Origin of the sequence: Alistipes sp. D31t1_170403_E11 (genome assembly GCF_015553985.1) — a bacterium.
GTDB classification, from domain to species: Bacteria; Bacteroidota; Bacteroidia; order Bacteroidales; family Rikenellaceae; genus Alistipes; species Alistipes montrealensis.
Map to the genome: position 1 here is coordinate 107261 of NZ_JADNHQ010000002.1, position 25391 is coordinate 132651.

A 25391-nucleotide genomic window follows, 5' to 3' on the forward strand; every position below is an offset into this window, starting at 1 on the left:
CAACAATGGTTAACAAGCAAAAACTGGAGGGCCTGATCGCCGCTCCCTTTACCCCGATGACAGCCGACGGCGCACTCAACCTCCCCGCCGTCAAACCCTACGCCGACCTGCTGGTTGCAAGCGGCGTGAAAGGGGTCTTCATCTGCGGCACGACGGGCGAATCGGCATCGCTGACCACCGACGAACGCCGGGCCGTCGCCGAAGCGTGGATCGCGGCCGCCGCGGGACGCCTGAAGGTGATCGTGCACGTGGGTTCCAACTGCGCCGCCGACGCAATCGCCCTGGCACAGCACGCCGAGCGGTCGGGCGTCGACGCTATCGGCGCCATGGCTCCCTACTTCTTCAAGCCGCAGACCGCCGCGGAACTCGTGGCGTGGTTCACCCCCATCGCCAACAGCAACTCGCTGCCCTTCTACTACTACAACATGCCCTCGATGTCGGGCGTCTCGGTCTCCGTCCCGGAGTTCCTCGCCCTGGGCGGCAAGGCGATGCCGACGCTCGCCGGCGTGAAATTCACGCATAACAACCTGATGGAAATGTCCCAATGCCTGATGCTCGACGAAGGCCGCTACGAAGTGCTCCACGGCTACGACGAAATCCTGCTGTGCGGGCTTTCGCTCGGCGCCACGGCCGCCGTAGGCAGCACCTACAACTACGCCGCGAAGGTCTACAACCGCCTGCTCGACGCCTTCCGCACCGGCGACATCGCCGCGGCGGCCCGGTTGCAGCAATACTCGGTGAAGATCGTCGAAGTGATCATCCGCCACGGCGGCGGCGTCCGCGGCGGCAAAGCCATCATGCGCCTCGTGGGCGTGGACTGCGGTTCATGCCGTCTGCCGCTGGCTCCCTTCACCGAAGCCGAATATGCAGAGCTGAAATCCGAACTCGAAGCCATCGACTTTTTCAACCGCACCAAATAACCCGAAACCATGCGCACGCTCCTACTGATCGTCTGTACCGCCCTGGCGGCCCTCGGCTGCCGGGCCCAAAACCCCGACGCGACCGTCGTCTACCGGAACGGCGACAACGGTTACGCCTGTTTCCGCATCCCGGCGCTCATCCGCGCCGCCGACGGCACGCTACTGGCCTTCGCCGAGGCCCGGCGCGACGGCACGGCCGACCGGGGCGACATCGACCTGGTCGTGCGCCGCTCGGCGGACAACGGCCGCACATGGGGCGAAATGGCCGTCCTGTGGGACGACGCCGGCAACACCTGCGGCAACCCCGCCCCGGTGGTCGTCCGCGAAACCGGACGCATCGTCCTCGTGGCCTGCTGGAACCGGGGCCCCGACCACGAACGCGACATCGAAACCGGCAAAGCCGGCAATACCCGCCGTGTCTTTTCGCTCTACTCCGACGACAACGGCGTGACGTGGAGCGACCCCGTGGAGATCACCTCCACGGTGAAACGCCCCGGATGGACCTGGTACGCCACCGGTCCCTGCCATGCCATCCAGAAGGCCAAAGCCCCGCACAAAGGCCGCCTCGTCGTTCCGGCCAACCACAAGTGGGTGACTCCCGAAGGCACGATCGCCTCGAACTCCCACCTGCTCTACTCCGACGATCGGGGCGCGACGTGGCAGATCGGCGCCGTTTCACAGCCCGGCGGCAACGAAAGCACGGTCGTGGAACTTTCCAACGGCGATCTGATGCTCAACATGCGCCACTACGACCACGCGGATTCGCTGCGCCTGTGCGCCGTGAGCCGCGACGGCGGAGTCACGTGGGACCGCACGTGGGAAGAGACCCAGCTCATTGAACCGCGCTGCCAGGGCAGCATCCTCAACTACACGCCCTACGGCGGAAAGCCTTCGCGGACGCTGCTCTTCTCCAACCCGCGCTCGCTCAAACGCGAAAACATGTCGATCGGCGTGAGCCGCGACAACGGCCGCACATGGAGCCGCTTCGTCACCGTCAGCAAAGGCCGCGCGGCCTACTCCGACCTGGTGTGCCTGCCCGACGGATCGGTCGGCATCCTCTACGAGAACGGCGATCCCGGCGGCAAAGAACAACTCTACCGCCGCATCTCCTTCGAGACGGTCTCCCCGGGAAGGCTGTTCGACTAAATTCCGAAAACCTTAAAACTTACCGATATGAAACGTTTTTTCTTACTCAGCCTGTGTCTGGCCGCACTCGGCGCCTGCTCGGACGATGAAACGACGGAGCAGAAGCCCGCCGTGATCGGCGACGTGCAGTTCGCGGCGGCGATCGACCCCGTCGAGGCCGAAAGCCGCGTCGTCCAGGAGGGCACAGCCATCCGTTGGGAGGCCGGCGACCAAATCGGCATCACGGCAATGATCGACGGCACGCCCCACATCGAAAACATCCCCTATACGCTCTCCGACGCCACGACGTTCAGCATGCTGACACCTGCCGCCGAAGCCATCCGCTGGAACGAGTCGGTCACCGGGCGGCGCACCTACTTCGCCTACTATCCCTACGACCAGACCAACGCCGGAGGACTGCTCAACCGCGCCGTCATCCGTTTCTCGGTTCCCGCCGAACAACACGTCGCCGCAGGCGCGAACACGACCCTGCCGCTGCTCATAGGCGAGGCTTCGACCTCCGCCACGCAGCAGCACCCCGTGGCGCTGCGCTTCCGTAACTTCGCTTCGGTGCTGGAACTGAGTTTCGAGCCGCTCGAAGAGACCTCGGTCGCAACCATCGAGATCGCTCCCGCCGAAGGCTCCGCGCTGACGGGCTGGATGGCGGCCGACGGAACGACCGACAACCTCGGCAACGTGACCCTCACCGAACAGTCCGACCGCCTGAAAGTCGTCTGCGACGGCGACGGCCTCGCGCTGGACCAGGCCCGTTCGGTCCGCATCCCGCTGGGACGCTTCACCTCCGCAGCGGGCGGACTCACGCTCAAGGTCGTGACCACCGACGAACGGGTTTTCCGTGAAACCATCTTCGCCGGAGAGCCGTTCACCTCCTACGTCACCGACGACACGGGGGCATTCGCCGCGGCCAAATACATTCCCCACACGATGAAAATGGAGGTCATCTCCGACGAGACCAACGAGGTCTACTTCTCCGACGATTTCGCCTGGATCACCGCCTCCAGCCGCTGGGACTCACTCACGGGCGGCGGATGGCCCACCGTGACTGCAGCGACTTCGGCTACGGGCAAGGCCAACTACTTCACATTGGACCTGCTCGACGATTTCACCCGCATCGGCTACTCCACGCTCGGTACACGCACCGACGTACAGGCCCGTTACGAGGGTTATGTCTGTCTCGGCATTTCGTCCCGCCGCGCGGCGCTCGTCACCCCGGCGCTCACCGCGATCGGCACGGAACCCGCCGACCTGCTCGTTTCGTTCTTCGGAGCCAACTACGCCACGGCGACGATGACGCCCGATACCAAACCGCTGACAATCTCGGTCGACGGCCCCGGCACGATCGGCGACACGGACGACACCTCGGTCGAACTGCCCCTCACCAACAGCTTCCGCTGGCGGAAATACTGGGTCATCGTCAAGGGCGCCACGGCACAGACGAGCATCGTCTTCGGCGCAGCCGACGCAACGGCCGGCGGCCGAATCCTGGTCGACAACATCCTGATCGGCAAAGCCGTGAAGGGCGCCGTCACCGGATCGCGCGACGTACCTTCGACCATCGTCCCCCAAATCCGCGTGCACGGCAGCAGCCGCGCCGACATCGACAACCTCGAAGGCGCCGAAGCATCGCTGATCATCCAGTCCCCGGGCTCGTGGTCGGCAAGCACCGACGCCGACTGGCTCACCGTCTCGCCGATGAGCGAAGGCCTCGGAACAGGCATGGCCTACAGCCTCACATTCCGCGCCCTGTCGCAGAACCTCTCCGACCGCCCCCGCACGGCAACGATCACCGTTTCGTCCGGCGACCAGGCCACGGCGACGCTCACCGTCACGCAGACCAACGAGATTCCCGAGGTCGTTTACCTCGAAGACGACTTCGCATGGACAGCAGGCGACGGTACTACGGGCGGTATCCTGGGCGGCTCGCTGACCAACACGACGACCATCGGAACCAACGGCACAAAGGTTACGGCATGGGCTGAAAAGTACACCAAATACGGTTGGACCTCCGCCGGGGGCTACCTTTACGCCAAGAACGGCGTGCTGGGCTTCGGAACGACGACCGCCGTGGGCGACATGCTCTCCCCGGCGCTGACAGCCATCGGTCCGACACCGACCGACATCGTAGTCGAGTACGACGTACTGGAGTATAAGAACGCCGCCGAGACCGGCAAATCGATCTTCTCGGTACACGGCGACGGACAGATCGCATCCCTCTCAGGTAATTACACCGGCGTGAGCGGCGATACCTACACCGGTCCGGCCGCCGACAGCAAGAGCTACAACTACTATTGCGGCAACTATGCCGGGTGGACCAACGGCGCGCAATGGCATCACATCACCGTCGTCGTCACGGGAGCCACGGCACAGACGCAACTGGGCGTCTCCGGCAACGGGGGTTACAGTCGTTTCTGGATCGACAATTTCAAGGTGTCGCAGAAAAAGTGATCCCCCGTACGACTCGCAAAAAAGGGAGGCGGTCCACAACGGACCGTCTCCCTTTTTTTTCTGCAAAACCCGCCCGATCAGCGGATGCCGCACTTCTTGAAGATCTTCAGCAGTTCGGGCTGGAGGTTCTGCGCCCAGCGCCAATAGCCCAGGTCCGAAGGGTGCGTGCCGTCGGCCGAGGTCACGTGGTCGGTTCCCGTCAGGTCCGCCTTGTCGATAAAATAAACGTTGTCGAAACGTTTCATCGCCTCGGCCATCTGCTTGCGGGCCATCTCACGCTTGGCCTCCTCGCCCTTGCGCGAACGGAGGTCGAAATTGCCGCTCTCACGGTAGATCGTCTGCACGAAGATCAGCGGCGTCGAAGGCAGTTTCTCGCGGATACGTGCAATGAAGGGAATCAGCCGTTCCTCGATCATCTTGGCGTCAGGGTTCGAAAAGGCGTCGAAAACCATCGCATCGGCGTCCTTCACGTCGCCGAGGTAGTCGGCGAAATAGGGCTGCAACTTGCAGTTGCCGCTGCAGGCGATGCTGCAAAAGTAGAGACCCGTGTTACGGCCGATCTGCATCGGATAGCTCATACCCGCACGGCTGGTGCTCACGCCGTGGGTGAAGCTCGAACCGAAAATCACGATCTTGTGGCGGAAGGGATTCTCCATCGGAACGATCGTCGCCCCCTCGTCCACGCCGACCTGAAGCGAGGTCAGCTCGTTGTAATTGGGCAGGTAAAGCAGGCACTCTTTCTCCGAGGAATCCATGTGGCTGATCATCGTGTAGGCCTCGCCGCGTTTTTTCGGGGCGCGCGAAGCGGCATAAAGCCACTCGCCGTCCTTGCGGATGTAGAGGTCGAAGCCCTCCGAAGCGACCCGGGGCGTGCTCGCACCGTTGTAAACGAACGGCGCGTAGTCCGGCAGCAGGTCAATGCGCGTGGAATTGGTCTTGAACACCAGCGCGAGGCCCGCCGAGCAGCGCACCTGCTGGTTTTCGGCCTTGGTAAAGCCTTTATAAACAACCGTATCGATCCGGTGGTAAGGATGCGGCGTAGGCTGTGCCTTGCCGATGAGGTTCAACTCGGTAGCGTCCACAAACCGGACCTGTGCGGCCGCAGCCCAGGCCGCCAGCAGCGCAGCGGCCAAAAGAAAAAAGCGTTTCATTGGTGTAAATTTAAGTTATCGGTTCTCAAAAAAGGCGAAGTTTTCACGACTTCGCCTTTATAAAATCCGCCTGACACGGCTATTTGACAGCTTCCTGCCAGATCAGTGCCGACGCGCCGAGGATGGCGGCGTTCTTGCCCTGAATACCGCTGGGAAGCAGTTTTACCTTGTTCTTGAAGACGAAGAGCATGTTCTCCTCCATGAACCACTGCGTCGGTTCGAAGATCAGCTTGCCGGCCTTCGAAAGTCCGCCGAAGAGGAAAATCGCCTGGGGCGAAGTCACCGTCACCACGTCGGCCAGCGCGCGGCCCAGCATCTCGCCCGTATAGCGGAAAGCCTCCAGTGCAATGGGGTCGCCCTGCTCGGCAGCGGCCGAAATCATCGACGCGTCGAAGTCGTCGAAAGCGATGCTCCGCAGTTTGCTGGGAGCGTTCATTTTCGCCATCAGTTCGAACGCCGTGCGCTTGATACCCGTTGCCGAAACATAGGTCTCCAGACAGCCTTTGCGGCCGCAGCCGCACTCACGGCCGTTGCGCTCGACGATCACGTGGCCGAACTCGCCGGCAAAGCCGTCGTGGCCGTAGATCATCTCGCCGTTGGCGACGAATCCCGAGCCGAGGCCCGTACCGAGGGTGATCATGATGAAATCGCGCATGCCTTTGGCGTTGCCGTAGATCATCTCGCCGATCGTCGCTGCATTGGCGTCGTTCGTAATGAGCGTCTTCACGCCGCCGAAACACTTCGAAATATCGTCCGCCAGCGGGAATACGCGGCGCTTTTCGTCGGGATTGGGGTCGCCCTCCCTGAACTTCCACAGGTTCGCAGGGGTCTCGATCGTGCCCTTGTGATAGTTGGCGTTGGGGGCTCCGATGCCGATACCCGTCAACTCGTACTCGAACGAAAGGCTCTGGGCCAGTGCGCGCATCGAGTCGCAAAGATCCTCGACGTAAGCCGGATAGTCGTCAACAAAGGGATACTTCTTGGTCGAGATGACCGATTCGGCATAAAGGTCGCCGTTTTCGTCTACGAGGCCGAAAGCGGTGTTGATGCCGCCGATGTCCACGCCGATCGCGAGTTTTTTCATATCGTGTTTCAGGTTAAAAGTTAGTTTTATCCTGTCAAAGTTAATTGAAAATTCGGCTACTCCAAAGTTTTTTCCTATTTTTGGGACAGTTTCCGACCCAAAAGCACCATTCAAGACTCTATTCAAGACTATGCAGACCAACGAGCAGATGCTCTCCGCCATCGAAAATTATCTCGCCCAGGCCGAATTTCCGGCCGAGCCCGAACTCCTGTACGCTCCGATCAGCTACTCGCTGGCCGGGGGCGGCAAACGCCTCCGCCCTATGCTGTTGACGCTGGCATACGGAATTTTTTCCGACGACGTACAGCAGGCGCTGCCGGCAGCGGCGGCAGTCGAGGTGTTCCACAACTTCACGCTGCTGCACGACGATATCATGGACAACGCCGCCGTGCGCCGCGGAAAACCCTCGGTCTATGCCAAATGGGGCCAGAACGTAGCCATTCTTTCGGGCGACGCCATGCTGATCTACGCCTACCGCCTGCTGAGCACCGTCCCGGCCAAACTGCTGCCGCAGGTGCTCTCGACGTTCAACACCATGTCGCTCGAAGTGTGCGAAGGACAGCAATACGACATGGATTTCGAACAAAAGCCCAAGGTTTCGGTGGTCGAGTACATGCACATGATCGAACTGAAAACTTCGGTACTGCTGGCCGGATCGGTCGTGATCGGCGCCATGCTGGGCGGCGCCTCGGAGGAGGATTGCCGCCGCCTGCGGCGCTTCGCCATCGAACTGGGCCTGGCGTTCCAGTTGCAGGACGACCTGCTGGACAGTTACGGCGACGAACGGCTGGGCAAAGCCATCGGAGGCGACATCCTCGAAGGCAAGAAAACCTACCTGATGGTCACAGCGATGAGCCGCTCGGACGAGGCTACACGCGAAGTCCTGCGCACGGCCTACCGCGACGCAACGCTTTCCGACACCGAAAAGATCGCTAAGGTGAAGGCCATCTACGACCGTCTCGACGTGCCGCGCCTCACGGAACAGCAGATCCAGGTGCGTTTCGAACGTGCGCTGTCGATCCTCGACACCCTTTCGGTGGAACCTGCGCGTACGGGGCGCATGCGCGACTACGCAATGAGTTTAATGGGGCGGAAAAACTAAACGATGCAACGTTCCGACATTGAAATAATGGCTCCCGTCGGGAGCTACGAATCGCTGGCGGCCGCCATCCAGGCCGGGGCCGACGCCGTCTATTTCGGCGTCGGGAAACTCAACATGCGCTCGGCGTCGGCGGCCAACTTCACACTCGACGACCTCGCAAAAATCGTCGCCACGGCCCGCAAAGCCGGGGTGAGGACCTACCTGACGGTCAACACGATCGTCTACGAAGACGAAATTACGGACGTACAAGCCGTGATCGACCGCGCGAAGCGGGAAGGCGTCGACGCCGTCATCGCCTCCGACATGGCGGCGATCCTTTACGCCCGCCGGATCGGACAGGAGGTGCACATCTCGACCCAGAGCAACATCTCGAACTCCGAGGCGGTACGTTTCTACGCCCAGTGGGCCGACACGGTGGTGCTGGCCCGGGAGCTTTCGCTGGAACAGGTTGCGGCGATCCGCCGCCGGATCGTCGAAGACGACATCCGCGGTCCGCGCGGCGAACTGGTCGAGATCGAGATGTTCGCCCACGGCGCATTGTGCATGTCCGTTTCGGGCAAATGCTACCTGTCGCTCTACGAAACGGGCTGTTCGGCCAACCGCGGCGCCTGCCGCCAGTTGTGCCGCCGCAAATACACCGTCACGGACAAGGAGACCGGGGCGCAGCTCGACATCGACGGCCGCTACGTTCTCTCGCCCAAAGACCTCTGCACGATCGACTTCCTCGACAAAATGATCGCCGCGGGAGTCCGGGTGCTGAAAATCGAGGGACGCGCACGCGGCGCGGAGTATGTGAAGCGCGTGGTGGAGTGTTACGACCAGGCGCTCAGGGCCATGGAGGCCGGGAGCTACACCTCCGCTTTAACCGAAGGGCTGAAAGGGCGGTTGGCCACGGTCTTCAACCGCGGGTTCTGGGAAGGTTACTACGCCGGACGCCCCGTCGTAGAGCACAGTCCCGCCTACGGTTCGTCGGCCACGCAGCGTAAAGTGTACGTAGGTAAAGTGGTGAATTTCTACAAGAAACTCTCGGTAGCGGAAGTGTTGGTCGAAGCGGCGCCGCTAAATACCGGAGAGACAATATTTTTCCTCGGCGCAACCACGGGCGTCGCCGAGCAGACGCTCACCGAACTGCACGGACCCGACGGCAATCCGGTGCAGTCCGTCGCACAGGGAGAGTTGTGCGCCATCCGCACCCCCGGCATAATCCGCCGCGGAGACCAGCTCTATAAATTCGTCCCAGCCGACAAAGCCTAAAACCCGATACCGATGGATAAACCTCAACCGACCAAACCGGCCGCTTCGCAGCGGCTTCTTTCGCTCGACGCCCTCCGGGGTTTCGACATGCTCTTCATCATGGGCTTCGCAGGGCTCGTCGTGAGCCTGTGCAAACTCTGGCCCGGGGATTTTTCGACCTGGATGACCGCTCAGATGGGCCACGCCGACTGGAACGGATTCTTCCACCACGACACCATCTTCCCGCTGTTCCTCTTCATTGCCGGCATCTCGTTCCCCTTCTCGCTCTCGAAACAGCGCGAAAAAGGGATGGGCGAGCGGAGCATCTACCTGAAGGTAATCCGCCGCGGACTGACGCTCGTGGTGCTGGGATTCGTTTACAGCGGATTGTTCAACCTCGAACCCGGCACGCTGCGCCTGCCGAGCGTACTGGGCCGCATCGGCCTGGCGTGGATGTTCGCAGCGCTGCTGTTCATCAATTTCAGGGTCCGCACGCGCATCCTGATCGCCGCCGCGATTCTCGTCGGCTACGGACTGCTGCTGCAATTCGTCGCCGCACCCGATGCCGGAGGGGCCGGGCCGCTGACCCTCGAAGGCAATATCGTGGGTTACGTCGACCGGATGATCATGCCCTCACACCTGCTGGGCGGCAAGGGATTCGACCCCGAAGGACTGCTGAGCACCCTGCCGGCGATCGTGACAGCCATGCTGGGCATGTTCACGGGCGAGTTCGTCCGCCGTTCGGAGCAGCAGACCTCCGGAAGCCGCAAGGCGCTCTGGATGGCCGCCGGAGCCGTTGTCCTGCTGGCGGCGGCGCTCTGCCTGGACGCAGTGCAGCCGATCAACAAGAAACTCTGGACCCCGGCGTTCGTCTGCGCCGCAGGAGCCTATTCGCTGGGCATGTTCGCGCTGTTCTATTATATAATAGATGTAAAACAGTGGCGGCGGTGGACCTATTTCTTCAAGGTCATCGGCGTCAACTCGATCACGATCTATATGGTTCAGCGCGTCGTACGCGTGAGCTACACCTCGGAGTTCTTCTTCGGCGGACTGGCTTCGAAATGTTCGCCCGAAGTGGCGGCCGTGGTGCTTTCGGCGGGTTACGTGACCGTCTGCTGGCTGCTGCTGTGGTTCCTGGACCGGAAAAAGATATACCTTAAAATCTGACAGGCCCCAACAACTGAAAGGCGCATCGCAAGGTGCGCCTTTTTTCAGGCCTCTAAAACTGCTGATGGCCAACTATCGAAAATTTTTTATCGAAATTCAATAAATATTATTTGTTTTTCAAAAATTGTTTCGTATGTTTGCAGTGTCGAAAACAGAAAAGACATCACATGGAAATCGAAAAAGTCATCCGCATCCTGACCATTTTCCTCGTCGTAGCCGCCTTCGCCGTGAAGGTCGCCACACACCTGATGTTCCCCGGGGCATCGCACACGAGCGACCTCCCGCTGATCATCGTACTGATCCTCTGCCTGGGCAGCATCTGGCGCCAGGCAACCCGCAAGAATGAGAAACCAAACAAATAATCCCATGAAAAAACTCCTGATTATCGCCGCGATGGCCGCCGCAGCCGTTGCATGCGCTCCGAAGACAGCCCCCGAGCTGCCGATGGAAACCTTCTTCCGCAATTCGGAAAAGACTGGCTACCAGATATCGCCCGACGGCAGCTATTTCTCCTACATGGCTCCCTACGAGAGCCGCCGCAACATCTTCGTGCAGCAGGTGGGTTCCGACGAGGCCGTCCGCCTCACCTCGGAAACCGAGCGCGACCTGGCCGGCTATTTCTGGGCCAACGACAACCGCATCCTCTACCTCAAGGACACGGGCGGCGACGAGAACTACCAGCTTTACGGCGTCAATATCGACGGCACGGACCCGAAGGCCTACACGGCCATCCCCGGCGTGCGGACCCAGATCATCGACCCGCTCGAGGAGATCGACTCGCTGATGATCATCGGCACGAACCAGCGCAACCCGCAGATATTCGACCCCTACCGCCTGAACCTCAACACGGGCGAGATGACGATGCTCTGCGAAAACCCCGGCGACGTGCAGGGCTGGCAGACCGACCACGACGGCAAGCTGCGTGTGGCTTACGCCATCGTCGACGGCGTCAACTCCCAGATCCGCTACCGCGAGACCGAGGCCGAGGAATTCCGCCCCGTGCTGACGACCAACTTCAAGGAGTCGGTTTACTTCGCGACGTTCACGCCCGACAACAAAATGGTTTACGCCATCACCAACCTCGGACGCGACAAGGAGGCCCTCGTACTGATGGACCCCGCGACGTGCGAAGAGAAAGAGATGCTCTATACGAACGACACCTACGACCTGGAAGGCGTCTGGTACAGTGAGAAGGAGAAAAAACTGCTCGGCGTATCGTACGAAGGACACAAGGGCACGACGCGCCACTTCTTCGATAAGGAGGCCGGCGACATGTTCGGCCGCATGGAACGCCACCTGCGCGGCTACGAGCTGGGCATCGCCGGTTCGAACAAGGCCGAGGACAAATACATCGTCGCAGCCGGCAGCGACCGTACGGCAGGCGCCTACTACATCTACGACGTTGAAGCCGACACGATGACCAAGCTGGCCGACCTCAAACCCTGGATCAAGCAGGAGGAGATGGCCGAAATGCTTCCGATCGAGTACACTTCGCGCGACGGCGAGCGTATCGAGGGCTACCTCACGCTGCCCGTGGGCAAGACCCTGCGCAACGCCAAGAACCTGCCCGTCGTGGTGAATCCGCACGGAGGCCCGTGGGCCCGCGATTCGTGGGGCTTCAACCCCGAGGCGCAGTTCCTCGCCAACCGCGGCTATGCCGTCTTGCAGATGAACTTCCGCGGTTCGACAGGCTTCGGACGCCGCTTCATGGAGATAGCCTTCGGCAAGTGGGGCCAGGAGATGCAGGACGACATCACGGACGGCGTGAACTGGCTGATCGGAAAAGGCATCGCCGATCCCGCGAAGATCGCCATCTACGGTGGCTCGTACGGCGGTTATGCGACGCTGCAGGGCATCGTGAAGGATCCCGACCTCTACGCCTGCGCCGTAGACTACGTGGGTGTCTCGAACCTCTTCTCGTTCATGAACACCATTCCGCCCTACTGGAAACCGCTGCTCGACCAGATGTATGAAATGGTCGGCAACCCCCAAACGCAGGTCGAGATGCTGACCGAGAACTCCCCGGCACTCAACGCCGACAAGATCAAGAGTCCGCTGCTGGTGGTCCAGGGAGCAAACGACCCCCGCGTGAACATCAACGAAAGCAACCAGATGGTCGACGCACTCCGCGCACGCGGCGTAACGGTAGACTACATGGTCAAGGACAACGAAGGCCACGGATTCCACAACGAGGAGAACCGTTTCGACTTCTACCGCGCGATGGAGAAATTCTTCGGCAAATACCTCAAAGGCATCCAGCCCGAGGGCGACATCGTCCCGGAAAGCTGCCGCCGGTAGTGTTCAACTCGACCCGACCCGAGAAACGCAACCAATCCAAATAAAAAGTTCAAACCCGGGTTTGCCCGGAGCGGTCCTCTTACCAGCCGCAAAACGGAAAAACCCACTTAGTTGTGTGCCGAAGCCCCGGAATATCCGGGGCTTCGCGTGTTTTGCGCGTTTCGGCCGTGGACGGTGTGCCGCTATTTTGCCGGCCGGAAAGCCGCGGCGCACCCGCGCCGAAGGAACGACTTTTGGTATTTTTCCCGGAAAAGCCCGAAAAAATCCCTACTTTTGCAGTCGCAATGAACGCCGAACCCCACATACACCTGCGTCCGGCAGACGGACTGCCCATGCCCCGCAGGGTATGGGCCATCCTGGCCGTGGCGTTCGGCGTATCGCTCTCGGTGATCGACGGCACGATCGCCAACGTCGCCCTGCCCACCATCGGGCAGGAATTGGGCATTTCGTCGGCCGACTCGATCTGGATCGTCAATGCCTATCAGTTGGCCATCATGGTTTCGCTGCTCTCGTTCTCGGCGCTGGGCGACGTGGTCGGCTACCGCAAAATCTACATCGGCGGGCTGATGCTCTTCACGGTGGCTTCGGTGGCCTGCGCACTCTCGGGATCGCTCCAGACCCTCGTGCTGGCGCGCGTCATGCAGGGATTCGGGGCCGCGGCCATCACCTCGGTCAACACCACGCTGATCCGCTTCATCTACCCCAAAGCCCAGCTGGGCCGCGGCATGGGCATCAACGCCACGGTGGTCGCCGTGTCGTCGGTGGCCGGGCCGACACTGGCCGCAGGAATCCTCTCCGTAGCCAGTTGGCCGTGGCTGTTCGCCGTGAACATCCCGATGGGGCTCATTGCCCTGGCGCTCAGCCGGAGGTTCCTGCCGGAAAATCCCGTGCGGGTGAGCGCACACCGGTTCGACTGGCGCGACGCGGTGATGAACGCCCTGACGTTCGGCCTGCTGATGGCCTCGGTCGAGGGCTTCTCGCACGGGCTGGACCCGCGCCTGCTCACGCTGGGCGTCGCAGCGCTGTTAGTCATCGGATTCTTCTTCATCCGCAGCCAGCTGCGCGAACCCTATCCCATCCTGCCGTTCGACCTGCTGCGCATCCCGATTTTTTCGGTGTCGGTGCTGACCTCGATCTGCTCGTTCCTCGGACAGATGCTCGCCATGGTGGCGCTGCCCTTCTACCTGCAGGATGCCTGCGGCTACAACGACGTCGAGACGGGACTGCTGCTGACGGCCTGGCCCGCCATCATCATGATCGTCGCCCCGGCAGCGGGCATGCTGGTCGAACGCATCCACGCCGGACTGCTGGGCGGCACGGGCCTCACGATGATGGCCGCGGGACTGTTCCTGCTGGCCTTCCTCCCGGAGCATCCGACCGATTTCGACATCATCTGGCGGCTGGTGCTCTGCGGTGCGGGCTTCGGACTGTTCCAGTCGCCGAACAACAGTATCCTGATCGCTTCGGCCCCGCCCGAGCGAAGCGGTTCGGCAAGCGGCATGCTGGCCACGGCACGCCTCGTGGGACAGACGACGGGCGCCGCGCTGATGGCCCTGCTGTTCCACATCGTTCCCGAAAACAGCACCCACACGGCCCTGCTACTGGCAGGCGGATTCGCCGTCACGGGCGCAATCATCAGTCTCACCCGCATCTCCCTGCCCCTGCCCGAAGGATTAACCCGCAAAAAATAACGCCATGTTTCGTGCACTCCTGCTGCTGACGCCCGGCAGATCGTCGCACGCTACACGGCGCCGCTCGGCATTCCCGTCGTATTCGGATTTCCCGCCGGACATGAAGCTCCCAACCTCCCGGTTTTCATGAACCGCAAGGTACACATCACCGTCGGGGAGCAGGGATCGGTCGTGGAATTCTGAAAAATCCCGCATCGGCGACCGCAGTCCGGCATATTTTTATTATATTTGCCAAAGACTCGCTCCATACGGGCGGGCTGTGTTCCGAAAGGCGCAGGCCTGCCGGGCGCAGGCAGCCTTTGGAGCCCAAAAACCGATAATCGCCATGTTTTCAGCAAAAACCTATACCGCGCGCCGCCACGAACTGCGCACGAAGATCGGAAGCGGAATCATCCTGCTTCCGGGCAACCCCCTCTCGCCGAACAACTACCCCAACAACGCCTACTATTTCCGCCAGGACTCCTCGTTCCGCTACTATTTCGGGCTGAACGTGCCGTCCGTCGCCGGCCTGATCGACGCCGACACGGGCGAAGAGGCGCTGTACGGCGACGATTTCACGGTCGAGGACATCATCTGGACCGGACCGCAGCCCACGCTGCGCGAGATGGGCGCCGAAGTCGGCATCACGGCCACATTCCCGATGGCGGAGCTCGAAGCGCGGCTGCGCAGGGCCGTCTCCCTGGGCCGCAAAATTCATTTCCTGCCGCCCTACCGCGGCGAGACCAAACTCCAATTGTCGGCGCTGCTGGGTATCAAGCCCGCATTGCTGCACGACTACAAATCGGTGGACCTGATGTTCGCCGTGGCGGAAATGCGCGAGAAGAAGAGCGCCGAAGAGGTCGAAGAGATGGAACGCGCCTTCAGGATCGGCTACGACATGCACACGACGGCCATGCGGATGTGCCGCCCGGGCGTCGTGGAACGCGAGATCGCAGGCGCCATCGAAGGCATCGCCAAATCCCGGGGACAGGGCGTATCGTTCCCGTCGATCGTGTCGCAGCACGGCGAAACGCTCCACAACCTCAACGCCGACGGCGTATTGGAGAAAGGACGCCTGTTGTTATGCGACGCCGGCGGCGAAAGCGTCGAGGGATATTGTTCGGACCACACGCGCACCTACCCCGTGAGCGGACGTTTCACACAGAAGCAGAAAGACATTTACAACATCGTGCTGGCGGCGCACGACCATGTGGCGCACATCGTGAAGCCCCACATGATGTATACCGAAATACACAACGCCGCCTACATGACCCTGGCCGAAGGTCTTGTCGGACTGGGGCTGCTGAAAGGTTCGGCCGCCGACGCCGTTACCGCGGGAGCGATGACGATGCTCATGCCCCACGGACTGGGACACGGACTGGGCATGGACGTGCATGACTGCGAAGCGATGGGCGAACGGTCGTTCGATTACAGTTCGATCGCCGAACGCGCGGCCAAGTCGGGAACCTGCGTCTACCGAGCCGCATGGCGCATCGAGCCGGGAACCATCCTGACCGACGAGCCGGGGCTCTATTTCATCCCTGCGCTGATCGCCAAGTGCCGCGCCGAAGGGCTTTACAAAGGGATCGTCGATTACGACGCACTGGAGGCTTACCACGACTTCGGCGGAATCCGCATCGAGGACGACATCCTCGTGACGGATTCGGGCAGCCGTATCATCGGCGACCGGAAAATACCCGTCACGGTCGAGGAACTCGAAGCCACAGTCGGCAGATAAGGCCGGCCGCATCCCTCCGCCCCGCCCCGGACAAGCGCAAGCGCAAACACCGATTTGCCGTGAAACAGCGCGTAAAGGGAAGGCCGGCTCCGGGAATACGCCGGCGACAAAGAAAACGGTATTTGATTTTACAACAACACTATAATCCGACACAGTTATTATGGACAAGAAATGGATCATCATCGGAGGAATGCTGGGCATCCTGATCATCTTCCTGCTGCTCTGGAATTTCGCACCCGCCATCCAGCGGTGGCTGGCCGACGTTTTCCTCGACATCATTCTCCTGCTGGCCGCCTTTGCGGCAGGATGGTTATTCGGGCGTTTCGGAGGCAAACGCCACCGCAACGACGACGAACGCAACGCCCGCAACATCACCCGGGCACAGAAATAAGAACCAAAAGATTTATGAAAAAACTGATTCTTCTGCTCGCACTCGCGCTTCCGGCCGCCCTTTCGGCCCAGCAGCGCGACTGGGCCAATTACGGCCATTACGCCACGGCCAACGCACAACTCACGGCCCCTCCCGCCGTGGTGTTCATGGGAAACTCGATCACCGCCGGGTGGTATAAAACCCATCCCGAATTCTTCACCGCCAACAATTTCGCCTGCCGGGGAATCGGCGGGCAGGTATCGAGCCAGATGCTCTGCCGCTTCCGGGCCGATGTGATCAACCTGCATCCGCAGGCGGTCGTAATTCTCGCCGGGACGAATGACATCGCCCAGAACAACGGCCCCATCGAAATCGAACACATCACCGAAAATATCATTTCGATGGCCGAACTGGCGATGGCCGCAGGCATACGGCCGATCATCTGCTCGGTCCTGCCGGCCGGAAAATTCCCGTGGAGAGCCGAAATCGAAGACGCCGCCGGAAAGATCCGCACCCTGAATGCACAGTTGAAGCAGTACGCCCGGGACCGCGGGCTGATCTGGATCGACTACCACAGCGCCATGCAGGCTGAGGACGGTTCGCTGCGCAGCGAATACACCAAGGACGGCGTGCATCCCACGGCCGAAGGTTACGCCGTCATGGAGCGTGTCATCTTGCCCGCACTGGCACACTACCGGCCTGCCGCCGCGAAGTAAACCCGCTGTTTTTCGAAGACTTAAAAAATCGCCCTCCTCGGGCGATTTTTTTATTCCCCGAGTTGTTTTTCACGAATAATTTGTATATTTATAGTCGGCTAACCGAAACGCCCGGGCCGACGCGGGACCTTGTATCCGATTGCGGCACGGGAAATGAGGTCCGGAATGAACGAAAAACCTTAAAACCATACGGGAATATGAAAAATTATTCAGCTAAAGAGATCAAGAACATCGTACTCATCGGCGCGCCCGGCACGGGTAAAACTACCCTTGCCGAAGCGATGGCCTTTGAGGGTAAGGTCATCGACCGCAGGGGTAGTATCGAGACGAACAACACGCTCTCGGACAACACGGATATCGAGCACGAATACAAGCGCTCGATCTATTCGACGATCCTCTTCACCGAATTCATGGACCGCAAGTTGAACATCATCGACTGCCCGGGCTCGGACGACTTCTGCGGAAGTCTCTTCTCGGCATTCAAGGTGGGCGACGTGGGGGTTTTCCTGTTCAACGCCCAGAACGGCTGGGAGGTCGGCAGCGAGATTCAGGCCCGTTACGCCCGGCTGCTCAAGAAACCCGTGATCGGCGTGGTGAGCCAGTTGGACGCCGACAAGGCCAATTTCGAATCGACGGTCGAGTCGATCAAAGCGTCGTCGCGCGTGAAACCCGTCATCGTACAATATCCCGTCAACCAGGGCCCGGGCTTCAACGCCTTCATCGACGTGCTGCTGATGAAGATGTACCGCTTCAAGGACAACGACGGCCACCGCGAAGAGTTGGAAATTCCCGCCGAAGAACTCGAAAAAGCACAGGAGCTGAATAAGGAACTCGTGGAAATGGCCGCCGAACACGACGAGGCGCTGATGGAACTCTACTTCGACAAGGGCACGCTCACGCAGGACGACATTCGCTCGGGCCTGAAAATCGGCCTTTCGAAGCGCGAGGTAATGCCTATTTTCTGCACCAGCGGCAAGCGCGACATCGGAACCAAGCGCCTGATGGAATTCATCATCAACGTAGCGCCCGGCCCACAGAAGGCCCCCGCATTCCTCTCGACCGAGGGCGAGGAGATCACGGCCGACGAGACTGCACCCACGGTAGCATTCGTCTTCAAGAGCCAGGTGGAACAGCATATCGGCGAAATCACCTATTTCCGTGTCATCCGCGGCAAGATCACCGAAGGAACGGAGTTGGTGAACACCCGCACCGGGAACAAAGAGAAACTCTCGCAGTTGTTCGCCGTAGCGGGCAAAAACCGCATCAAGGTCACGGAACTCATGGCCGGGGACATCGGCTGCACGGTGAAACTGAAGGGTACGCGCACCAACGACACGCTTTCGGCGCCGTCGGCTCCCGTGACGATCGAGCCGATCGTCTTCCCCGAACCGCGCTACCGCGCCGCCATCAAATGCAAGGACCAGGCCGACGAGGAGAAGCTGGGCAAGGTGCTCAACGACGCCAAGTTCGAAGACCCGACCATTTTGGTCGAATACTCCAAGGAACTGAAGCAGACCATCATCCAGGGCCAGGGCGAGCACCATCTGAACATCCTGCGCTCGCGCATCGAGAAGGAGAACAAACTCTCCTACGAGCACATCGCACCGAAGATTCCCTACCGCGAGACCATTACGAAGGTGGCGCAGGCCGACTACCGCCACAAGAAGCAGTCGGGCGGCGCAGGCCAGTTCGGCGAGGTGCACATGATCATCGAACCCTATTACGAAGGCATCGGCGAACCGAAGAACTACAAGGTTCCCGGCAAGGGCGACATGGTGCTGAACCCCAAGACCAAGGAGGAATACGACTTGCAGTGGGGCGGCAAACTGCAGTTCTACTCGGCAATCGTGGGCGGCGCCATCGACGCACGCTTCATGCCCGCCATCCTGAAAGGCATCATGGAGAAGATGGACGAGGGCCCGCTGACCGGATCGTATGCCCGCGACATCCGCGTGGTGATCTACGACGGCAAGATGCACCCGGTGGATTCGAACGAAATCTCGTTCAAGCTGGCGGCGCGCAACGCCTTCAAGGAGGCTTTCCGCAACGCAGGGCCCAAGATCATGGAGCCGATTTACAGCGTCGAAGTGCTCGTTCCGAGCGAATACATGGGCGCCGTGATGTCAGACCTCCAGAACCGCCGCGCGATGATCGCCGGCATGGAGTCGGACAAGGGCTTCGACCGCCTGAATGCACTGGTTCCGCTGGCCGAGCTCTACCGTTACTCGACGACCCTCTCGTCGCTGACATCGGGTTCGGCGACCTACACGATGAAATTCAACAGTTACGAGCAGGTTCCCGCCGACGTGCAGGACAAACTGCTCAAAGCCTACACCGATACCGACGACGAATAGTTCCCGGCGGTTGCATACGGCGGCGGTTCCGGCACAGGAGTCCCGGCCAATATGCGTTCCAACCGGAACAATCCGTTATCCGCAAAAACCTTCTGCGCATTGCAGAAGGTTTTTTTATACCCGAACAGAGGAAATAGGACCTTTTCCCTTTCCGGAAATGCAGCCCAGAGTCAATTGCCACCACACACGGGAAGCCCATGCGTCCCCGCCGCGCGGCATTCGTCAGCCTGCCCGGTTCCCACAGATTCGTCCGCAGCGCACCGTGCAGGCGTTTTTGTGTTAAATTAATGTTAACATTGGGTGTCTAAACCATTTCATCGGAAAAAATGGCGTAAATTTGTTCACAATTTGCACTAAACCCCCAACATGAGCGAAATTTACACCGTCATTGTCGGCATTCTGGGAATCCTCGCTATTTCAGGTCTTTTCGTCGGCGTCACGAACGACGCAGTCAACTTCCTCAACTCCGCTATCGGCTCCAAAGCCGCCTCGATGAAGGTTATCCTCACCGTAGCGTCCATCGGCATCATCATCGGCGTCGTTACGTCGAGCGGCATGATGGAAGTCGCACGCAGCGGCATGTTCAACCCCGGACTGTTCACCTTCCACGAAGTGATGATGCTCTACCTGGGCGTCATGTTCGCCAACGTCATCCTGCTGGACCTCTACAATTCGTGGGGACTCCCTACATCGACTACCGTATCGCTGATATTCTGCCTGCTGGGCGCAGCGATCGCCGTGTCGATCTATAAAATCGCCAACGACCCGGAACAGGGCGTCTCGGCGCTCGGACAGTATATCAACACCTCGCGCGCCATGGGTATCGTCTCGGCCATCCTGCTGTCGGTAGTGATCGCCTTTACCTGCGGAACGCTGGTCATGTACATCTCGCGCATGATCTTTTCGTTCCGCTACACGGTGCTCTTCCGCCGCTACGGTTCGCTCTGGTGCGGCGCCTCGCTGACGGCGATCGTCTATTTCGCCGTCTTCAAGGGACTCAAGTCCCTGCTGGCCCACAATGCCTTCATCCAGCTCATCGACAACCACCTGCTCTCGGCCCTGGCCATCTGCTGGATCGTCTGCTCGCTGCTGCTGTTCTTCATCCAGCGCTTCAAGATCAACATCCTGCGCATCACGATCCTGTCGGGAACCTTCGCCCTGGCGCTGGCCTTCGCAGGCAACGACCTGGTGAACTTCATCGGCGTGCCCGTAGCCGGATTCGACGCTTACACCATCGCCCGGGAAGCGGGCGACACGGGGATGCTCATGGGAGCCCTGAACGAAAACGTTCCGGCCAATTTCCTGATCCTGCTCGCCGCAGGCATCATGATGATCCTCACACTGTGGACTTCGAAAAAGGCGATGCACGTCTCCGAAACCGAGCTTTCGCTCTCGGCGCAGGGTGACGACGGGCAGGAGCAGTACGGGTCGTCGGTCTTCTCGCGCACGATCGTCCGCGCGGCCCTCAACGTCAGCTCGGGTATCGAGCGCGTGGTCCCGAAGCACCTGCGCGAATCGATCTCGCGCCGTTTCGAATACGAGGACGTGGAGCACAGCGGTTCGCCCTACGACATGATCCGCGCCACGGTCAACCTGACGACCTCGGCGCTGCTGATCGCCATGGCGACCTCGCTCAAACTTCCGCTGTCGACCACCTACGTCTGCTTCATGGTAGCCATGGGTTCGTCGCTCGCCGACCGCGCCTGGGGCCGCGAAAGCGCCGTATACCGCATTTCGGGCGTCATGACCGTCGTGGCCGGATGGTTCATCACGGCATTGGGCGGATTTTTGATCGCCTTCGTGGTGGGGCTGGCGCTGATCTACGGCGGAACCCCGGCATTCATCGTCATCACGGTATTGTGCGGATGGATGCTTATCCACAGCAACTTCATCAAGAAAAACAAAAGCGCCGCCACCGTACGGCAGGAGGCGGAAGCCAACGAAGATATCATCGGAAACCTGCGCGACGAAGTGTGCCGCACGATGGAGTGCGCCACGAAGATTTACGACCGCACGCTGATCGCCGTCTTCAAGGAGAACCGCAAAGTGCTGCGCGACATGGTCAAGGAGTCGAACGACCTGTTCTACCAGTCGCGCGAACGCAAATATTCGCTGCTCCCGACACTCAAGAAGCTCCAGGGCGGCGATGTCAATACGGCCCACTACTACGTACAGGTGGTAGATTACCTCAACGAAATGACCAAGGCGCTGATGCACATCACGCGCCCGGCGTTCGAGCATATCGACAACAACCACGAAGGACTATCGAAAGAGCAGGCCCGCGATCTGATGTCGATCAACGACGACGTGGAGTCGATCTACCGCCACATCAACCTGATGCTCCGCGACGGCGACTTCTCGGAAATCGAAATGGTGCTGACGCTCCGCGACCAGTTGTTCGAAGCGATCGCCGAAGCGATCAAATCCGAACTTACGCGCATCAACGAGGCCCGGTCGAATACCAAGGCAAGCATGTTGTACCTGACGATCCTGACCGAAACCAAGAATATGGTGCTCCAGTCACGCAACCTCCTCAAATCGCAGCAGTACTTCCTCAAGCATCTGCCGGGGCCGAAAAACTGGATGAAGTAACGTTCCCGAAGGGCGGAACTTCCGAAAAAGAACTTACAAAATGGACATCGCAAAAGCCAAACGGCGGGAGAACATCGCCGAATATATTCTTTACCTGTGGCAGTTGGAAGACCTGCTCCGGGCGCTGCAATTCAGTCCCGAAGCGATTTTCTCGACGCTGATCGCCCCGCGGAAAGATATCGGCGAGGAGCAGAAACACGTATTCCTGCTCTGGTACATGGATCTGGCGAACCTGCTCCGCGAGGAGGGCAAGGAGGAGAAAGGGCATCTGGAGCATACGCTCCACCTGATCCAGGACCTGCACAACCTGCATTTACAGTTGATGAAACTTCCCGTCGGAGCGCATTACCGCCAGACATACGCACCTCTCGAACCGGAACTGCCGCGCCTGCGGACCGTGATGGGCAATCCGGGGATGAACGACACGGAACTCTGTTTCCGGGCACTCTACGCCGCGATGCTCTACCGCATCAAGGGCGAAGGCGACAAGCCGGCCGTGGCGGACACGCTCGAATACATCTCTCCCGTAATCGCCGAGTTGGCCGACATGTACGGCAAAGTCGAGCGGGGCGAAGTGGACCTGTTCAAAACGGACGAAAACTAAAAAAGGGTTGGCCGAGGCCAACCCTTTATTTTATCTCCAGTCCCATAATATAGTCGTTCATATAGTAACCGTCGCCGATCGGGAAGTCCCCTTCGCGCAAGACACGCATACCCATGCGTTCGTAGAAGTGCAGCGCCCGGTTATGACGGTTGACGTTGAGTTCCATCCTGCACGGCCCGGGATGCACGCTGCGGATGTAGTCCACGGCCTGCCGAAACAGGAACTCCCCGGCGCCGAGGCCCTGGAAGCGGGGCAGGACGTAAATCTTCTGCAGGTGGAACAGGTCGTCGCCCTGCCGTTCGACCGAGAGATAGCCGCACGGTTCGCCGTCGGACGAGGCGATGAACCAGACGTGGCCCGCACGGAACTGCCCCACAAGGCTTTCGGCGGAGTACATCCACTCCATCATGTAATCCAGTTGCGCAGGCGTGAGAATATCGCGGTAGGTGGCGGGGAAAACCTCCCCGGCCAGGCGGCGGATCAGTCCGCAGTCGTTTTCGCAGGCTCGGCGGATCGAAAGCATATACGATAGGTATTAAATGAAAGAAGGCCGGCAAAAAGCCGACCTTAAATCTTTCCTGCAGGAAATTAAGCGTACTTGAACGTCGACTCGTCCGATACGGTCAGTTTCTTGCGACCTTTTGCGCGGCGCGCAGCCAGCACCTTGCGACCATTAGCCGTAGCCATACGAGCGCGGAAACCGTGCTTGTTGATACGCTTGCGACGCGAAGGCTGGTATGTTCTCTTCATTGCCATAGCTATATAGTTTTTATTGTTTCAGACATTTTTACGGATTGCAAAAGTACAACAAAAAAGTTATCCGCAAAAGTTTTTCGTGAAAATATTTACCAAAATTGCTAAAAAAGCCCGGAATCCTATTATCTTCGATGTTGTAACGGCACTTCCACCAGTCGGAACTTTTTGCCGAACGGCACGCAGTCCGGTTTTGGAACCATCCGGTTTTTTGCTACCTTTGGTGTCGTAACGACACTTTTACCGGTCGGAAAGTTTTGCCGAACGGCATGCAATCCGGTTTTGGAAGCATCCGGTTTTTTGCTACCTTTGTACGGAAAGCACGCTCCGGAAGCCGGCATCGGATGCCGACCGGTCCGGAGCCCCTTTATTTTCAAACGGATAACACACTACAAACAGATGGCTGTATTCAAAGTCGAAGGAGGTCACCGCCTGCGGGGTGCAATCACGCCCCAGGGGGCCAAAAATGAAGCATTGCAGATACTCTGCGCCACGCTGCTGACACCCCGACGGGTCGTCGTCAGCAATATTCCCCGCATCCTGGACGTGATGCAACTCATCGAACTGCTGGGCTGCATGGGCGTCGAAGTGGAACAACTCGCCGAAGACACCTATGCCTTCTGCGCCCGCGACATCGACTTCGAATACCTCAAATCAGAGGACTACCGCCAGCGCTGCACGCGTCTCAGGGGTTCGGTCATGCTGATCGGCCCGATGCTGGCGCGCTTCGGCGTGGGTTACATCCCCAAGCCGGGCGGCGACAAGATCGGCCGCCGCAGGCTCGACACCCACTTCCTCGGGTTCCAGAAGCTCGGCGCCAAATTCAATTTCGACATCGCCGACGAGTTTTTCATGGTCGAAGGCCGGGAACTGAAAGGAACCTACATGCTGCTCGACGAAGCGTCGGTGACAGGTACGGCCAACATCGTGATGGCCGCCGTGATGGCCAAAGGGAAGACGACGATCTACAACGCGGCGTGCGAGCCTTACCTGCAGCAGTTGTGCAAGATGCTCAACCGCATGGGTGCGAAGATTTCGGGCATCGCCTCGAACCTGCTCGAAATCGAAGGCGTCGAGGCGCTGGACGGCACGGAACACCGCCTGCTGCCTGACATGATCGAGGTAGGCAGTTTTATCGGCATGGCCGCCATGAACCGCTCGGAACTGACGATCCGGAACGTCTCGTTCGAGAACCTGGGCATCATCCCCGCGCAGTTCGCACGCATGGGCATCCAGTTCGAACAGCGCGGCGACGACATCCATATTCCGCAGCAGGACCATTACAGCATCGAGACGTTCCTCGACGGGTCGATCATGACCATCGCCGACGCCCCCTGGCCGGGGCTGACGCCCGACCTGTTGTCGATCTTCCTCGTGGTGGCCACACAGGCCAACGGCGCCGTGCTGATTCACCAGAAAATGTTCGAAAGCCGCCTGTTCTTCGTCGACAAACTGATCGACATGGGCGCACAGATTATCCTCTGCGACCCGCACCGCGCCACGGTGATCGGCCACGACCATCGGCTGTGCCTGCGCGCGACGCGCATGACCTCGCCCGACATCCGTGCTGGCGTGGCGCTGCTGATCGCGGCAATGTCGGCCGAAGGGGTCTCGACGATCCAGAACATCGACCAGATCGACCGCGGCTACAAGGATATCGACGGTCGCCTGAACGCCCTCGGGGCCCGGATCACCCGCATCGACGACTGCAAATAAGGTTCCGCCCTGCGAAAGAAAACCCCTGTCGCGCAATATTTAACAAATTGCGCAGCAGGGGTTTTTCCGGAATACCGTCGCAAAAGCGGTTACCTCCCCGCATATTTACCCGACTTTTGCCGAAAGATTCGCAGCTAAAAAACACGCTGAACGAATTTTCGGCCTATTTTTTATATATTTGCGAGTCGAGTTTTCGCCCAGGCGAAACAACGGCAACGGGTAAAACGACTTTTCACCTAACATTCTGAAACTTCAACGCGTTATCTACTTACAAAAAGCCGAATATTCATCAATTTTACTTACATGCGTTCACTATCCAAACTTTGCGTCCT

The 25391-nt window shown here is 59.9% G+C and carries 20 protein-coding genes and 1 pseudogene; 17 read left to right on the plus strand and 4 right to left on the minus strand.

Going from position 1 to position 25391, the window contains the following annotated elements; genetic code table 11:
• The first annotated feature begins 5 nt into the window (after nucleotides 1-5).
• The 3 genes from I2E69_RS03900 to I2E69_RS03910 are packed head-to-tail and all read left to right on the plus strand — an operon-like array spanning nucleotide 6 to nucleotide 4511.
• Complete coding sequence (locus tag I2E69_RS03900) at nucleotides 6-920, plus strand: dihydrodipicolinate synthase family protein (RefSeq protein WP_195458876.1); 915 nt, start codon at nucleotides 6-8, stop codon at nucleotides 918-920.
• Nucleotides 921-929: 9 nt separating this feature from the next.
• Entirely contained in the window at nucleotides 930-2066 is a 1137-nt protein-coding gene (locus I2E69_RS03905) for a sialidase family protein (protein WP_195458877.1), read from the plus strand.
• 27 nt (nucleotides 2067-2093) lie between these two features.
• Nucleotides 2094-4511, plus strand: coding sequence for a BACON domain-containing protein (locus I2E69_RS03910; RefSeq protein ID WP_195458878.1), 2418 nt, complete (start codon nucleotides 2094-2096; stop codon nucleotides 4509-4511).
• A gap of 77 nt (nucleotides 4512-4588) precedes the next feature.
• Here the strand turns inward: I2E69_RS03910 and I2E69_RS03915 are convergent, their stop codons facing one another.
• Together I2E69_RS03915 and I2E69_RS03920 are read right to left on the minus strand one after the other, a co-directional pair.
• Complete coding sequence (locus I2E69_RS03915; protein WP_195458879.1) at nucleotides 4589-5662, minus strand: SGNH/GDSL hydrolase family protein; 1074 nt, start codon at nucleotides 5660-5662, stop codon at nucleotides 4589-4591.
• A gap of 79 nt (nucleotides 5663-5741) precedes the next feature.
• Complete coding sequence (locus I2E69_RS03920) at nucleotides 5742-6746, minus strand: ROK family protein (RefSeq protein WP_195458880.1); 1005 nt, start codon at nucleotides 6744-6746, stop codon at nucleotides 5742-5744.
• 130 nt (nucleotides 6747-6876) lie between these two features.
• Between I2E69_RS03920 and I2E69_RS03925 the strand changes: the two genes are divergently transcribed.
• The 13 genes and pseudogenes from I2E69_RS03925 (at nucleotide 6877) to I2E69_RS03985 (ending at nucleotide 22590) form a co-directional block, all read left to right on the plus strand.
• Nucleotides 6877-7848, plus strand: a complete 972-nt coding sequence (locus tag I2E69_RS03925) for a polyprenyl synthetase family protein (protein WP_195458881.1) — start codon at nucleotides 6877-6879, stop codon at nucleotides 7846-7848.
• Nucleotides 7849-7851: 3 nt separating this feature from the next.
• Complete coding sequence (locus tag I2E69_RS03930; protein WP_195458882.1) at nucleotides 7852-9102, plus strand: peptidase U32 family protein; 1251 nt, start codon at nucleotides 7852-7854, stop codon at nucleotides 9100-9102.
• Nucleotides 9103-9114: 12 nt separating this feature from the next.
• On the plus strand, nucleotides 9115-10248 hold the full coding sequence (locus tag I2E69_RS03935) for an acyltransferase family protein (protein WP_195458884.1): 1134 nt from the start codon (nucleotides 9115-9117) through the stop codon (nucleotides 10246-10248).
• Between the two features lie 167 nt (nucleotides 10249-10415).
• On the plus strand, nucleotides 10416-10610 hold the full coding sequence (locus tag I2E69_RS03940; RefSeq protein ID WP_195458886.1) for a hypothetical protein: 195 nt from the start codon (nucleotides 10416-10418) through the stop codon (nucleotides 10608-10610).
• A 31-nt stretch (nucleotides 10611-10641) separates the two neighbouring features.
• Nucleotides 10642-12546, plus strand: coding sequence for a S9 family peptidase (locus tag I2E69_RS03945; RefSeq protein ID WP_229095401.1), 1905 nt, complete (start codon nucleotides 10642-10644; stop codon nucleotides 12544-12546).
• Between the two features lie 332 nt (nucleotides 12547-12878).
• Entirely contained in the window at nucleotides 12879-14237 is a 1359-nt protein-coding gene (locus tag I2E69_RS03950) for an MFS transporter (RefSeq protein WP_195460049.1), read from the plus strand.
• Between the two features lie 36 nt (nucleotides 14238-14273).
• Nucleotides 14274-14420 (plus strand): annotated as a pseudogene (locus I2E69_RS03955) (LD-carboxypeptidase); the annotation flags it as partial.
• Nucleotides 14421-14562: 142 nt separating this feature from the next.
• Nucleotides 14563-15954, plus strand: a complete 1392-nt coding sequence (locus I2E69_RS03960; protein WP_195458890.1) for an aminopeptidase P family protein — start codon at nucleotides 14563-14565, stop codon at nucleotides 15952-15954.
• A 160-nt stretch (nucleotides 15955-16114) separates the two neighbouring features.
• A complete protein-coding gene (locus I2E69_RS03965) occupies nucleotides 16115-16345 on the plus strand; it encodes a hypothetical protein (protein WP_195458892.1) in 231 nt (76 codons plus the stop codon).
• 14 nt (nucleotides 16346-16359) lie between these two features.
• Nucleotides 16360-17040 (plus strand): GDSL-type esterase/lipase family protein, encoded by a 681-nt coding sequence (locus I2E69_RS03970; RefSeq protein ID WP_195458894.1) that lies wholly within the window; start codon nucleotides 16360-16362, stop codon nucleotides 17038-17040.
• A 197-nt stretch (nucleotides 17041-17237) separates the two neighbouring features.
• Nucleotides 17238-19394 (plus strand): elongation factor G, encoded by a 2157-nt coding sequence (locus I2E69_RS03975; RefSeq protein ID WP_195458896.1) that lies wholly within the window; start codon nucleotides 17238-17240, stop codon nucleotides 19392-19394.
• A gap of 366 nt (nucleotides 19395-19760) precedes the next feature.
• Nucleotides 19761-21986 carry an inorganic phosphate transporter gene (locus I2E69_RS03980; RefSeq protein WP_195458898.1) on the plus strand — a complete coding sequence of 742 codons (2226 nt, stop codon included), beginning with the start codon at nucleotides 19761-19763 and terminating at the stop codon, nucleotides 21984-21986.
• Nucleotides 21987-22026: 40 nt separating this feature from the next.
• Complete coding sequence (locus tag I2E69_RS03985) at nucleotides 22027-22590, plus strand: DUF4924 family protein (RefSeq protein WP_195458900.1); 564 nt, start codon at nucleotides 22027-22029, stop codon at nucleotides 22588-22590.
• Between the two features lie 25 nt (nucleotides 22591-22615).
• Here the strand turns inward: I2E69_RS03985 and I2E69_RS03990 are convergent, their stop codons facing one another.
• Both I2E69_RS03990 and rpmH read right to left on the minus strand, forming a co-directional pair.
• Nucleotides 22616-23113, minus strand: coding sequence for a GNAT family N-acetyltransferase (locus tag I2E69_RS03990; protein ID WP_195458903.1), 498 nt, complete (start codon nucleotides 23111-23113; stop codon nucleotides 22616-22618).
• A 65-nt stretch (nucleotides 23114-23178) separates the two neighbouring features.
• A complete protein-coding gene (rpmH, locus tag I2E69_RS03995) occupies nucleotides 23179-23340 on the minus strand; it encodes a 50S ribosomal protein L34 (RefSeq protein ID WP_010261331.1) in 162 nt (53 codons plus the stop codon).
• Nucleotides 23341-23742: 402 nt separating this feature from the next.
• Between rpmH and murA the strand changes: the two genes are divergently transcribed.
• The gene (murA, locus tag I2E69_RS04000; RefSeq protein WP_195458904.1) at nucleotides 23743-25059 is read left to right on the plus strand and encodes a UDP-N-acetylglucosamine 1-carboxyvinyltransferase; all 1317 of its coding nucleotides are present in this window, start codon (nucleotides 23743-23745) and stop codon (nucleotides 25057-25059) included.
• The last annotated feature ends 332 nt before the right edge of the window (nucleotides 25060-25391 follow it).

Coding starts and splice junctions, on each gene's coding strand:
- I2E69_RS03970 (WP_195458894.1), top strand. CDS start 16,360: ATGAAAAAACTGATTCTTCTGCTCGCACTCGCGCTTCCGGCCGCCCTT.
- I2E69_RS03950 (WP_195460049.1), top strand. CDS start 12,879: ATGCCCCGCAGGGTATGGGCCATCCTGGCCGTGGCGTTCGGCGTATCG.
- I2E69_RS03945 (WP_229095401.1), top strand. CDS start 10,642: ATGGCCGCCGCAGCCGTTGCATGCGCTCCGAAGACAGCCCCCGAGCTG.
- I2E69_RS03935 (WP_195458884.1), top strand. CDS start 9,115: ATGGATAAACCTCAACCGACCAAACCGGCCGCTTCGCAGCGGCTTCTT.
- I2E69_RS03940 (WP_195458886.1), top strand. CDS start 10,416: ATGGAAATCGAAAAAGTCATCCGCATCCTGACCATTTTCCTCGTCGTA.
- I2E69_RS03980 (WP_195458898.1), top strand. CDS start 19,761: ATGAGCGAAATTTACACCGTCATTGTCGGCATTCTGGGAATCCTCGCT.
- I2E69_RS03985 (WP_195458900.1), top strand. CDS start 22,027: ATGGACATCGCAAAAGCCAAACGGCGGGAGAACATCGCCGAATATATT.
- I2E69_RS03915 (WP_195458879.1), bottom strand. CDS start 5,662: ATGAAACGCTTTTTTCTTTTGGCCGCTGCGCTGCTGGCGGCCTGGGCT.
- murA (WP_195458904.1), top strand. CDS start 23,743: ATGGCTGTATTCAAAGTCGAAGGAGGTCACCGCCTGCGGGGTGCAATC.
- I2E69_RS03965 (WP_195458892.1), top strand. CDS start 16,115: ATGGACAAGAAATGGATCATCATCGGAGGAATGCTGGGCATCCTGATC.
- I2E69_RS03960 (WP_195458890.1), top strand. CDS start 14,563: ATGTTTTCAGCAAAAACCTATACCGCGCGCCGCCACGAACTGCGCACG.
- I2E69_RS03910 (WP_195458878.1), top strand. CDS start 2,094: ATGAAACGTTTTTTCTTACTCAGCCTGTGTCTGGCCGCACTCGGCGCC.
- I2E69_RS03990 (WP_195458903.1), bottom strand. CDS start 23,113: ATGCTTTCGATCCGCCGAGCCTGCGAAAACGACTGCGGACTGATCCGC.
- I2E69_RS03905 (WP_195458877.1), top strand. CDS start 930: ATGCGCACGCTCCTACTGATCGTCTGTACCGCCCTGGCGGCCCTCGGC.
- I2E69_RS03900 (WP_195458876.1), top strand. CDS start 6: ATGGTTAACAAGCAAAAACTGGAGGGCCTGATCGCCGCTCCCTTTACC.
- I2E69_RS03925 (WP_195458881.1), top strand. CDS start 6,877: ATGCAGACCAACGAGCAGATGCTCTCCGCCATCGAAAATTATCTCGCC.
- rpmH (WP_010261331.1), bottom strand. CDS start 23,340: ATGAAGAGAACATACCAGCCTTCGCGTCGCAAGCGTATCAACAAGCAC.
- I2E69_RS03975 (WP_195458896.1), top strand. CDS start 17,238: ATGAAAAATTATTCAGCTAAAGAGATCAAGAACATCGTACTCATCGGC.
- I2E69_RS03930 (WP_195458882.1), top strand. CDS start 7,852: ATGCAACGTTCCGACATTGAAATAATGGCTCCCGTCGGGAGCTACGAA.
- I2E69_RS03920 (WP_195458880.1), bottom strand. CDS start 6,746: ATGAAAAAACTCGCGATCGGCGTGGACATCGGCGGCATCAACACCGCT.